General features: G+C 38.6%; 12 protein-coding genes. All 12 read left to right on the forward strand.

Annotation, left to right across the window (positions count from 1 at the left end):
• The first annotated feature begins 24 nt into the window (after window positions 1-24).
• The 12 genes from topA to fliH all read left to right on the forward strand — a co-directional run bounded on the left by topA (window position 25) and on the right by fliH (window position 12,410).
• On the forward strand, window positions 25-2,100 hold the full coding sequence (topA, locus tag MKX65_RS08175; protein ID WP_340903188.1) for a type I DNA topoisomerase: 2,076 nt from the start codon (window positions 25-27) through the stop codon (window positions 2,098-2,100).
• Window positions 2,101-2,254: 154 nt separating this feature from the next.
• Window positions 2,255-3,562 carry an FADH(2)-oxidizing methylenetetrahydrofolate--tRNA-(uracil(54)-C(5))-methyltransferase TrmFO gene (gene trmFO / locus MKX65_RS08180; RefSeq protein ID WP_340903189.1) on the forward strand — a complete coding sequence of 436 codons (1,308 nt, stop codon included), beginning with the start codon at window positions 2,255-2,257 and terminating at the stop codon, window positions 3,560-3,562.
• A 61-nt stretch (window positions 3,563-3,623) separates the two neighbouring features.
• Complete coding sequence (gene xerC, locus MKX65_RS08185) at window positions 3,624-4,526, forward strand: tyrosine recombinase XerC (protein ID WP_340903191.1); 903 nt, start codon at window positions 3,624-3,626, stop codon at window positions 4,524-4,526.
• A 17-nt stretch (window positions 4,527-4,543) separates the two neighbouring features.
• Window positions 4,544-5,086, forward strand: a complete 543-nt coding sequence (hslV, locus tag MKX65_RS08190; protein WP_160545606.1) for an ATP-dependent protease subunit HslV — start codon at window positions 4,544-4,546, stop codon at window positions 5,084-5,086.
• Window positions 5,087-5,096: 10 nt separating this feature from the next.
• Window positions 5,097-6,503 carry an HslU--HslV peptidase ATPase subunit gene (gene hslU / locus MKX65_RS08195; RefSeq protein WP_340903192.1) on the forward strand — a complete coding sequence of 469 codons (1,407 nt, stop codon included), beginning with the start codon at window positions 5,097-5,099 and terminating at the stop codon, window positions 6,501-6,503.
• A gap of 129 nt (window positions 6,504-6,632) precedes the next feature.
• The gene (gene codY, locus MKX65_RS08200) at window positions 6,633-7,412 is read left to right on the forward strand and encodes a GTP-sensing pleiotropic transcriptional regulator CodY (RefSeq protein ID WP_160545604.1); all 780 of its coding nucleotides are present in this window, start codon (window positions 6,633-6,635) and stop codon (window positions 7,410-7,412) included.
• Window positions 7,413-7,814: 402 nt separating this feature from the next.
• Entirely contained in the window at window positions 7,815-8,207 is a 393-nt protein-coding gene (gene flgB / locus MKX65_RS08205) for a flagellar basal body rod protein FlgB (RefSeq protein WP_340903193.1), read from the forward strand.
• 2 nt (window positions 8,208-8,209) lie between these two features.
• Window positions 8,210-8,638, forward strand: a complete 429-nt coding sequence (gene flgC, locus MKX65_RS08210; protein ID WP_340903194.1) for a flagellar basal body rod protein FlgC — start codon at window positions 8,210-8,212, stop codon at window positions 8,636-8,638.
• A 15-nt stretch (window positions 8,639-8,653) separates the two neighbouring features.
• On the forward strand, window positions 8,654-8,959 hold the full coding sequence (fliE, locus tag MKX65_RS08215) for a flagellar hook-basal body complex protein FliE (RefSeq protein WP_340903195.1): 306 nt from the start codon (window positions 8,654-8,656) through the stop codon (window positions 8,957-8,959).
• Window positions 8,960-9,025: 66 nt separating this feature from the next.
• Window positions 9,026-10,621 (forward strand): flagellar basal-body MS-ring/collar protein FliF, encoded by a 1,596-nt coding sequence (gene fliF, locus MKX65_RS08220; protein ID WP_340903196.1) that lies wholly within the window; start codon window positions 9,026-9,028, stop codon window positions 10,619-10,621.
• A gap of 15 nt (window positions 10,622-10,636) precedes the next feature.
• Complete coding sequence (fliG, locus tag MKX65_RS08225) at window positions 10,637-11,653, forward strand: flagellar motor switch protein FliG (protein WP_340903197.1); 1,017 nt, start codon at window positions 10,637-10,639, stop codon at window positions 11,651-11,653.
• The gene (gene fliH, locus MKX65_RS08230; protein WP_340903198.1) at window positions 11,646-12,410 is read left to right on the forward strand and encodes a flagellar assembly protein FliH; all 765 of its coding nucleotides are present in this window, start codon (window positions 11,646-11,648) and stop codon (window positions 12,408-12,410) included. The genes fliG and fliH overlap by 8 nt, the downstream gene beginning before the upstream one ends.
• Window position 12,411: the final 1 nt, after the last annotated feature.

A 12,411-nucleotide genomic window follows, 5' to 3' on the forward strand; every position in this document is an offset into this window, starting at 1 on the left:
AATCCCTCTTGAGGAGGACAATAGATGTCGGAGTTTTTAGTAATCGTTGAGTCACCTGCAAAGGCGAAGACGATAGAGAGATACTTAGGAAAAAAATATAAAGTTAAGGCGTCGATGGGACACGTACGTGATCTTCCAAAAAGTCAGATGGGAGTCGACGTTGATCATGAGTTCGAACCAAAGTATATTACTATACGCGGAAAAGGACCTGTTCTAAAGGAATTAAAAACAGCTGCAAAAAAAGCAAAGAAAATATATCTAGCGGCTGACCCGGATCGTGAAGGGGAAGCGATCGCTTGGCATCTTGCTCACACACTGGATGTGGATATCCACTCAGATTGTCGGGTAGTATTTAACGAAATTACGAAGGATGCGATTAAAGAGTCTTTTAAGCATCCTAGACCCATTAACATGGATTTAGTAGATGCCCAGCAAGCACGTAGAATTTTAGACCGTTTGGTTGGATACAATATTAGTCCGTTGTTTTGGAAAAAGGTGAAAAAAGGGCTGAGTGCTGGTCGAGTTCAATCCGTAGCTGTACGATTAATTATTGACCGAGAAAACGAAATTAAAGCGTTTATCCCTGAAGAATACTGGACGATAGAAGGCGAATTCTTAAAGGGGACAACGAGTTTTGAGGCTGATTTCTTCGGATTAGTAAATCAGCGTATGGAGCTAAAATCAGAAGATGAGGTAAAATCGATTTTAGCTAAAATGAAAGGCAACCAGTTTGAAGTAACCTCTGTGACCAAAAAAGAACGTAAAAGAAATCCAGCTGTTCCATTTACGACTTCTTCCCTTCAACAAGAGGCAGCTAGAAAATTAAACTTCCGAGCAAAAAAGACAATGATGCTAGCTCAACAGCTGTATGAAGGAATCAATTTAGGAAAAGAAGGAACCGTCGGGTTAATTACATACATGAGAACAGATTCAACTAGAATTTCTGAAGTAGCCCAAGCAGAAGCAAATCAGTATATTGAGTCAACTTACGGTGCCAACTTTTTACCTGAGGAAAAGCGTAAAGAAAAAAAAGGTGCGAACACACAAGATGCTCATGAAGCGATCAGACCAACGAGTACGCTACGTGATCCTTCTAGTATGAAAGAATTTCTGTCTAGAGATCAATTGAGACTATATAAGTTAATTTGGGAGCGTTTCGTATCTAGTCAAATGGCACCGGCTGTTATGGACACAATGAGTGTGGATTTGAAGAATGGAGAAGTAATTTTTAGAGCAACCGGATCCAAGGTGAAGTTTCCAGGTTTTATGAAGGTGTACGTTGAGGGGACAGATGATCAAACAGAGGACAAGAACAAAATGCTTCCGGATCTAAAGGAAGGCGATACAGTCCTCAAAAAGGACATCGAACCAAAACAACACTTTACCCAACCTCCTCCTAGGTATACGGAAGCTAGATTAGTTAAGACGTTGGAGGAACTGGGGATTGGTCGACCGTCGACATTTGCTCCAACACTAGATACCATCCAAAAACGTGGATATGTTACTCTTGATAATAAGCGATTCATTCCAACCGAACTTGGAGAAATTGTTCATGAACTCATGGTAGAATTCTTCCCAGATATCTTAGATGTCGAGTTTACCGCAAAAATGGAACAAGAATTAGATAATGTAGAAGAAGGAAAAACAAAATGGGTACGAATCATCGATGAGTTTTATCGAGGGTTTGAAAAACATTTAGAAAAGGCCGAAAAGGAAATGGAGCAGGTAGAAATTAAAGATGAGCCTGCTGGTGAGGATTGTGAGCAGTGTGGAAATGAGATGGTCTATAAAATGGGTCGCTATGGAAAGTTCATGGCATGCAGTAATTTCCCGGATTGTCGAAACACAAAAGCAATCGTAAAGGATATAGGTGTTAAATGCCCAAATTGTAAGACTGGAAATATTATAGAAAGAAAAAGTAAAAAGCGTCGAATTTTCTATGGCTGTGATACATTCCCAGAATGTGAATTCATTTCATGGGATAAACCGCTGCCTAGAAATTGCCCGAAATGTGAATCACTATTGATCGAGAAGAAGCTTAAAAAAGGTGTCCAAGTTCAATGCATTAGTTGTGACTACAAGGAAGAGCCACAAAGCTAAGGGTGAGCACTATGCTCACTCTTTTTATTGCGCTTGTCAGTGAAGACAAAATGCCTGAAACTTTTAAGTTTCTCAAACGTAGTGTAAAATGCAGATGGAATATGGAAAAGCTAATATCAAAAAAGATACATACGAGCTATTGGAGGTTCATAAAATGATAGATGCAACAGTGAATGTAATAGGAGCAGGTTTAGCTGGAAGTGAAGCCGCTTGGCAACTTGCAAAGAGGGGAATAAAGGTTCGCTTGTACGAAATGAGACCAGTGAAGCAAACTCCTGCGCATCACACAGATAAATTTGCTGAGTTAGTTTGCAGTAACTCCCTTCGCGCAAATAATTTAACAAATGCAGTTGGAGTCCTGAAGGAAGAAATGCGAAAGCTAGATTCTGTTATTATCGCTTCTGCAGATGCTTGTGCAGTTCCAGCAGGAGGTGCGCTTGCCGTGGATCGTCATGAGTTTGCTGCTCATGTAACAGATAAGGTGAAAAATCATCCCAATGTAACAGTGATCAATGAGGAAATAACAGAAATTCCAGAGGGGCTTACTGTTATTGCAACGGGACCTTTAACAAGTCCGGCGCTTTCAGCTAAGCTGCAAGAACTGACTGGCGAGGAATATTTATACTTTTATGACGCTGCAGCTCCTATCATTGAAAAAGATAGCATTGATATGGAGAAGGTGTATTTAAAATCCCGTTACGATAAAGGGGAGGCAGCATATTTAAACTGCCCTATGACCGAAGAAGAGTTTGATCGTTTTTACGAGGCACTTGTTTCAGCAGAAACGGTTCCATTGAAAGAGTTTGAAAAAGAAATTTTCTTTGAAGGATGTATGCCGATTGAGGTAATGGCTAGTCGCGGAAAGAAAACCATGCTTTTTGGTCCAATGAAGCCAGTTGGCCTTGAGGACCCAAAAACAGGAAAGCGTCCGTTTGCTGTAGTTCAGCTTAGACAGGATGATGCTGCAGGAACACTCTATAATATTGTTGGATTTCAGACACATTTGAAGTGGGGACCACAAAAGGAGGTTCTTCAATTAATCCCTGGATTAGAAAATGCTGAAATCGTAAGGTATGGTGTTATGCACAGAAATACCTTTATTAATTCACCTAAAGTACTCGAACCGACCTATCAATTCAAAAATCGTAAGGATTTATTCTTTGCTGGTCAAATGACAGGAGTAGAGGGCTATGTGGAGTCTGCAGCAAGTGGATTAGTTGCTGGGCTTAATGCAGCCAAACTTGTACAAGGAGAAGAGCTTGTTGTGTTTCCGGAAGAAACTGCGATCGGGAGTATGGCAAGATACATCACGAGTGCAAGCGCAAAGAATTTTCAGCCGATGAATGCGAACTTTGGTTTGTTCCCAGAGTTACCGACTAAAATCAGAGGAAAAAAGGAAAGAGCAGAGCATCATGCAAACCGAGCATTAGAAACAATTCAGAACTTTGTGAAAAATTTGTAAATTGCTTGCAAGGGTATGTGAAGTGTGATACGATTTAGGAGCCTTTGTGAGGTGACGAATATTGTCAGAAGATGTGAACGATTCAGCAAAGTTATTTTTTGAATATTTACAAATAGAAAGAAATTATTCACAATATACAATTGAGCATTATCAAGTGGATGTTAGGGATTTTACTCTTTTTATGAAGGAGCAATCGTTAGCTGATTATGCTAATGTCGAGTACTCCGATGTTAGGCTGTATTTAACGAAGCTTTTTGAGAAGAATCTAGCAAGAAAATCTGTGGCGAGAAAAATATCTAGTATGAGAAGCTTTTACCGGTTTTTATTACGAGATAATCTCGTTCAGAATAATCCTTTTGCACAAGTGATTATGCCAAAGCAAGAAAAGAGATTGCCCGATTTTTTTTATGAAGAGGAGCTTAAAGCATTATTTTTGAGTTGTGATGCTAATACCCCTGTCGGCCAAAGAGATCTTGCCTTGCTTGAAATTTTATATGCTACAGGAATGCGAGTTAGTGAATGTTGTCAGCTTCGATTAAAAGATATTGATTTATACATTGGAACGGTACTTGTTCATGGGAAAGGCCAAAAGGATCGATACATTCCATTTGGTAGCTTTGCTCAAGAAGCGATTGATACATATATCAACAATGGCAGAAAAGCACTTCTTGGAGAAAAGCATTCACATGATTCCTTGTTTGTTAACTTTCGTGGAGAACCACTTACAACAAACGGAGTGAGACATATTCTGGATCGAATGATAAAAAAATCATCTTTAAACGGGTCCATCCATCCGCATAAACTAAGGCATTCCTTTGCGACACATCTCCTTAATAACGGAGCAGATATGAGGAGTGTTCAAGAGTTGTTAGGGCATTCGTTTTTGTCTTCTACACAAATTTATTCACATGTTACAAATGATTACTTGCGAAAAACATATATGGCCCACCACCCCCGGGCTTAAGCTTTAGGAGGAATAATATGACGCAATTTCATGCAACAACTATTTTTGCTGTTCGTCATAATGGTCAATGTGCTATGTCTGGAGATGGTCAAGTAACCTTTGGCAATGCTGTTGTGATGAAACATACAGCTCGTAAGGTTAGAAAGTTATTTAACGGGAGGGTTTTAGCAGGATTTGCCGGATCTGTTGCGGATGCCTTTACTCTTTTTGAAATGTTTGAAAGTAAGTTAGAAGAGTATAATGGCAATCTACAACGAGCATCTGTTGAACTTGCAAAACAGTGGAGAAGCGATAAAGTTCTACGACGTCTTGAAGCCATGCTAATCGTAATGAACGATACGGATATGCTATTGGTTTCTGGTACAGGAGAGATTATTGAACCAGATGATGGAATCCTTGCGATTGGATCTGGTGGAAATTATGCACTATCTGCCGGAAGAGCATTAAAGAAGTATTCCGGAGAGCATCTAACGGCAAAGGAAATCGCAAAGGCTTCCCTTGAGATTGCCGCTGAAATTTGCGTATATACAAATCACAATATTATCGTTGAAGAGCTTTAGGAGGGATCGAATGGTCACTAAAGGGACAAATCTAACCCCACGTCAGATTGTTGAACGATTGGATCAGTATATCATTGGGCAGAAGGATGCAAAGAAAGCAGTAGCGGTTGCACTGAGAAACCGTTATCGACGTAGTTTGCTTGACGAAGGTTTAAGGGATGAAATCAGTCCTAAGAATATATTAATGATCGGACCTACGGGTGTCGGAAAGACAGAAATTGCTAGACGAATGGCAAAGCTTGTATCAGCTCCGTTTGTGAAGGTTGAAGCGACAAAGTTTACGGAAGTGGGCTACGTGGGCCGTGATGTTGAATCCATGGTAAGAGATCTCGTAGAAACCGCAGTTAGACTTGTAAAAGAAGAAAAAATGCAAAAAGTGAAAGAACGAGCAGAGGAAAATGCAAATAAACGACTAGTTGATTTGTTAGTACCTTCTGCGAAAAAAGCAACAGGCTATAAAAATCCTTTAGAGATGCTATTCGGTGGAGGTGGTGCACAGGAACAAGAACCAACACCTACTGAAGACATGAATATCGTTGAAAAAAGGAAGGTTGTTGCCGAAAAGCTTTCTAAAGGAGAGCTTGAAAATGAAATGGTTTCTGTTGAAGTAGAAGAACAGCAACCATCTATGTTTGATATGCTTCAAGGTTCAGGCATGGAGCAAATGGGAATGAATATGCAGGATGCTTTAAGTGGCTTAATGCCGAAGAAACGAAAAAAACGGAAGCTTTCGGTTCGCGATGCAAGAAAAGTGTTAACAAATGAGGAAGCCTCAAAGCTGATTGATATGGATGAAGTAACGTCTGAGGCTGTTTTCCGTGCTGAGCAAACAGGAATCATCTTCATTGATGAAATTGATAAAATTGCTAGCAAAAACGGAGGAGGATCATCTGCTGACGTTTCTCGAGAGGGCGTACAACGAGATATTCTTCCAGTTGTTGAAGGTTCGACTGTCGTTACGAAGTATGGATCAGTGAAGACAGACCATATTCTATTTATGGCAGCGGGAGCATTCCATATCGCGAAGCCGTCTGATTTAATACCGGAGCTTCAGGGACGTTTTCCAATTAGAGTAGAATTAACAAAATTAACGGTAGACGATTTTTATAAGATACTAATTGAACCTGATAATGCACTTATTAAGCAATATCAAGCATTGTTAGTGACGGAAGGTATAGAAATTGAATTTTCTGACGATGCTATTCGTAAGATTGCAGAAGTTGCTTATGATGTAAATCAAAATACGGATAACATTGGAGCAAGAAGATTGCATACCATTTTAGAAAAGCTTCTAGAGGACTTGTCTTTTGAAGCACCGGATATCACAATGGAAAAAATCACAATCACACCACAATACGTAGAAGAAAAGCTCGGAGCCATTTCGCGTAATAAAGACTTAAGTCAATTTATTTTGTAATTCATGAGTTTGATTCCCTCGTGTTGGGGGAATCAAACGTATATTATGTGACACATAACAGTTCAATACATATGCAGAATTCAGAGTAAGTGCTACTCAATGGTTTTAGCTAATTAGGAGGAAGAACAAATGGATTTACTGTCAAAAACAAGAAAGATTAATGCCTTACTTCAAAAGGCAGCAGGAAAACCGGTTAACTTTAAAGAAATGTCAGAAACACTAAGTGAAGTCATCGAAGCTAATATTTTTATCGTAAGTCGCCGTGGGAAATTATTAGGCTTTGCGGTAAACCAACAGATTGAAAATGAACGTATTAAGAAAATGCTAGAAGATCGTCAATTCCCTGAAGAGTATACAAACAACCTATTTAACATCAATGAAACATCACCTAACCTAGATGTTAATAGTGAATACACAGCTTTTCCAGTGGAAAACAAAGATCTATTCAAAAATGGTTTAACAACGATCGTTCCAATCATTGGTGGCGGAGAAAGACTAGGAACATTAATCCTAGCTAGAACGCAAGAGCAATTCCATGATGATGATCTAATTCTTGCAGAATATGGCTCTACAGTTGTAGGGATGGAGATTCTAAGAGAAAAGGCAGAAGAAATTGAAGAAGAAGCTAGAAGTAAGGCAGTAGTACAAATGGCAATTAGCTCGTTATCTTATAGTGAGCTAGAAGCAATCGAGCATATTTTTGAAGAACTTAGTGGAAAAGAAGGGTTATTAGTTGCTTCAAAAATTGCTGATCGTGTAGGAATTACAAGATCTGTGATTGTAAACGCACTTAGAAAACTAGAAAGTGCTGGTGTTATTGAATCACGTTCGTTAGGTATGAAAGGAACATATATTAAAGTTCTAAACGACAAGTTCTTAATAGAATTAAGTAAATTAAAATCTAACTAATGAAGAACTCCTTATTTCGATTAGAAATAAGGAGTTTTTTTATGGTACATTTCGACAGAATTCTACTTTTTCTTTACAATGAAAATGTGTTCGCTTATTCTAAATACACAATTACAAAAATAAGACATTCCTACTAGTTCCTTGTTCTTAGTAAACAAATGGACCTGATGAACTGAAAAATGTAAAAAATATGTACATGAATCCAATCTTTTCAGTTTTTGCTTATAGGACAAATCGATTAAAATAGGACTTATAGATTAAGTATTTCGCCCGTATTGAGATAGACATCCTATATGCGATTTATTAAAATTAGTAGTATGATTGTTTTGCAGAATCCGACGTAAAACTACAAGTTTCTGCACCAATCAACAAATATATATATTTATATATGAGGTGGAGAACTTGAAGCTCTTTTCAAATACAATTAATACGCTTGAAAATGCGTTGAATTATTCTTCTACAAAACAAAAAGTGATCGCACAAAATATATCGAATGCCGATACTCCGGGGTATAAGGCTAAAAACGTTAGTTTTAAGTCAGAACTCAACGATGCCATGTCGACTGTTACGGGGAATCAAACGAACAGTAAGCATATTGCCATTCAAAGCTCAGGACGGGCAGGAGTAACAATAACTACAGATCGTACCACATCATACAATCACACGGGAAACAATGTTGATATTGATAAAGAAATGTCTGACCTTGCAACCAATCAAATTTATTATAATGCCATGATTGAACGAATTAGTGGGAAATTCAACTCGCTACAAACAGTCATAAAAGGAGGAAGATAACCATGTCTATTTTTCATAGCATCAATACTTCAGCATCTGCTTTAACGGCACAAAGATTGCGCATGGATGTTATCTCTTCCAATATGGCAAACGTAGACACAGCGGGTTATAGAAGGAAATCAGTTGTGCTTCAGCCCAAGGAAGGAAACTTTTCTTCTTTTATGAGCCAAGCAATGTCAAAACAAACGACAGGTGTTGGAAACGGAGTAAAAGTTTCTAAAATTGTTGAAGACACAGAAACTCCTTTTAAACTTGTGTATGACCCTGAACATCCTGATTCGGATGAAAATGGCTATGTAGAACTACCGAATGTTGATCCACTACGTGAAATGGTGGATTTAATTAGCGCGACTAGATCATATGAAGCAAACGTGACTGTAATGAACGCATCTAAAGGAATGCTTATGAAAGCATTAGAGATCGGTAAATAAAAGGGAGAATAAATAATGACTATATCTATTCCATCTGTATCTAAAGTTTTTCAATCAAATGCAGCAATTTCTACTCCATCTACTACACCATACGAAGCACAAAAGAGTTTTGCGTCCGTATTAAAGGATTCAATTGAAAAAGTTAATGAAGCACAAAACCAATCAGATGTGATGACAGAGAAATTGGCAAGAGGCGAAAATGTAGATCTTCACCAAGTGATGATTGCAAGTCAAAAAGCAAGCATTACCATGTCAGCAACGATTGAAGTGAGAAATAAAGTCATTGAAGCATATCAAGAAGTAATGAGAATGCAAGTTTAATAGCTTTTGTGTTGGAAAGGTGCTTTTGGCACCTTTTGGCATGACACACTGAACCGGAGGAACGTGATGAACCAATTGCAAAAACAATTACATGCAATAAAAGAATATTGGACAAGTCGTTCTAAAAAGCAAAAAATGTTCTTTGTTGGCGGTTTAGTGTCTTTAGTGACACTAATTTCATTAGTAACGTTTTTTGCAACTAGAATGACTTTAGAACCTTTATATAGTAATTTGTCGCCAGCCGAAACGGGGGCTATTAAAGAAAGCTTAGATGCAAGAGGAATTGTATCTGAGATTGCTGATAATGGAACGACGATATTGGCGCCTAAAGAGAGCATTGATACGTTGAAGGTTGAACTTGCTGCGGAAGGAATACCTAATTCAGGAAGCATTGATTATTCATTTTTTAGTCAAAATGCAGGAATTGGAATGACTGAGAACGAGTTTAATGTCATGAAGCTTGACGCAATGCAAACAGAGTTAGCGAACTTAATGAAGGGTATAGAAGGGATTAATGATGCGAAGGTTATGATTAATCTTCCAGAGAAAGGGATCTTTGTAACAGATGCATCAGAAGCGGCCAGTGCTTCTATTGTACTGAACACGAAACCTGGTTATGAATTTGAGGAAAGCCAGATCAAAGCGTTGTACCATCTAGTATCAAAGAGTGTTCCCAACCTCCCTACAGATAATATCGTCATTACGAACCAAAACTTTGAGTACTTTGACTTAAATAATGAAGAAAATTCTTCAGGTTCGACTTTTGCTGCTCAAAATGATATCAAAAAACAAATTGAACGTGATGTTCAACGCCAAGTACAAAGTATGCTTGGTACCTTAATGGGACAAGACAAAGTAGCAGTAATTGTTACTGCAGATGTTGACTTTACACAAGAAAATCGCGAAGAAAATCTTGTTACTCCTGTAGATGAAGAGAACATGGAAGGTATTGCAGCAAGTGCCCAAAAAATCACTGAAACCTTTACAGGTGATGCAGCTGATGTGGGTGGCGAACCAGTTACAGAAGATGCAGCAGACTCTCTTGGAACAGGTTACCTTGAGGGAGCAACTGGAACGGGTGATTATGAAAGAATTGAAGAGACAATCAACTATGAAGTGAATAAAATCCGTAAAGAAATTGTTGAAAGTCCTTATAAAATTAGAGACTTAGGTATTCAGGTAATGGTAGAACCTCCAACGGCGGATGATCCTACTACTTTACCTCAAGAACGTGTGGATGATATTACGCAAATGTTGGCATCAATTGTTCGTACTTCTATTGATAAAACAACGGTTGATGGTGAACTAACGGATGAGGCAATACAGGAAAAGATTCTTGTATCGGTTCAACCATTTAACGGGAAGGTAGAGCTTGAAGATACTCAGACGGCATCTATTCCATGGTGGGTATACGCAATCGGTGGAGTCCTTCTAGCTACTATAATCGTGTTAATTATTCTGTTTATGAGAGCAAGAAAGAAGAAGGCACAAGAGCAAGAAGATGTAGCATTTGATCATTACACACCTATTTCTATTCGTGACATTGATGAAGATAAGGAAGAAACAGAAGGATCGTTGAGAAAGAAACAACTAGAAAAAATGGCGAAAGAAAAGCCAGAGGATTTCGCAAAACTATTGCGTTCATGGATTGCTGAAGACTAGGAGGAGTGCGTGAAGGTGGCAAAAAGAGATCAAAAGGAATTAACAGGTAAACAAAAAGCAGCCATTCTTCTCATTTCACTTGGGCCGGATGTGTCTGCATCAGTATATAAACACTTAAGTGAAGAAGAGATAGAAAAATTAACGCTAGAAATTTCCGGGGTAAAAAAAGTGGAATCTACTGCAAAAGAAGAAATTCTTGAAGAGTTTCATAATATTGCACTAGCTCAGGACTATATATCACAAGGCGGTATTGGGTATGCAAAAACGGTTCTTGAAAAAGCACTAGGGACTGAGCAGGCTGCTGTTATCATTAACCGTTTAACTTCATCCCTTCAAGTTCGACCTTTTGATTTTGCTAGAAAAGCGGATCCAGGACAAATTTTTAATTTTATTCAAAATGAGCATCCGCAGACGATCGCACTTATTTTATCTTATTTGGATTCGGCCCAAGCAGGTCAAATTTTATCTGAGCTTCCTCAGGAAGTTCAAGCTGATATTGCTAGAAGAATTGCAGTAATGGATAGTACCTCTCCTGAAATAATCAATGAAGTTGAGCAAATTTTAGAACGAAAGCTGTCTGCATCTGTGACACAGGACTACACGCAAACAGGCGGTATTGAGGCTGTTGTGGAAGTGTTAAATGGAGTCGACCGTGCAACCGAAAGAACGATTCTAGATGCACTCGAAATTCAAGACCCAGAGTTAGCGGAAGAAATTAAGAAAAGAATGTTTGTCTTTGAAGATATTGTTACACTGGATAGCCGTGCAATTCAAAGGATTATTCGTGACTGTGATAATGAAGATCTAAAGCTGTCACTAAAAGTATCAAGCGACGAAGTCAAGGATATCGTGTTTGGAAATATGTCGAAACGTATGGTTGAAAGCTTTAAGGATGAAATGGAGTTTATGGGACCAGTTCGTCTTCGTGATGTAGAGGAAGCACAGTCAAGAATCGTTGCCATCATTCGTCGTCTAGAGGAAGCAGGAGAAATTGTGGTTGCTCGTGGCGGAGGTGACGACATCATTGTCTAGGCTGATTAAATCCACGTGGGTTCCACAAGAATTTTCCAATGAAAACAAAGTGATTTCGATTAAATCAATTAAGAATCACACCGATGATACAGAAGAAGAGTCGTCTTTTGTAAGTTATCAAGAGAGAGAGAGGATTGTTGCAGCAGCGCAAAGTGAAGCTGACAGAATCGTCCAAGAAGCAAGGGAATATGCAGCGGGTGTTCGTGAACAGATGGAGCTTGAGCAACAATCGTTTCAGTTGGAGTTACAAACGATGGCAGAACAAGCTCAAAATGCAGGGTTTGTACAAGGTCATGAAGAAGGAAAACAGCTTGGATACAACGAAGCACAAGCCATCATTCACCAGGCAAAGGAAACAGTTACCTTGGCAAAGTATGACTATGAGAAGAAGATTGAATCAAGCGAACGAACCATTTTGTCTCTTGCACTTAAAGTGGCTGAGAAAATTATTGCTGACACACTAACAGGTGACTCGGAGCAGTTTTTACCAATAGTGAAAAAAGCATTAAAAGAAGCAAGAGAATATCGTGAAATTCAGCTTCACGTTCATCCATCACATTACGAATTTTTACTTGTCCAAAAGGAAGATCTAATTCGGATTTTCCCAAAGGAGACAGAATTATATATTTTTCCAGATAGTGAGCTAACAGAACAGAGCTGTATTATTGAATCTGCAAATGGTCGTATTGATGCAAGTGTGGATCAACAACTCGATGAAATCAAAAGAAAACTTTACGAGCTATTGGAGAGTGAATAGA

The sequence above is a fragment of the Robertmurraya sp. FSL R5-0851 genome (genome assembly GCF_038002965.1).
In the GTDB taxonomy this organism is placed as follows: Bacteria; Bacillota; Bacilli; order Bacillales; family Cytobacillaceae; genus Robertmurraya_A; species Robertmurraya_A beringensis.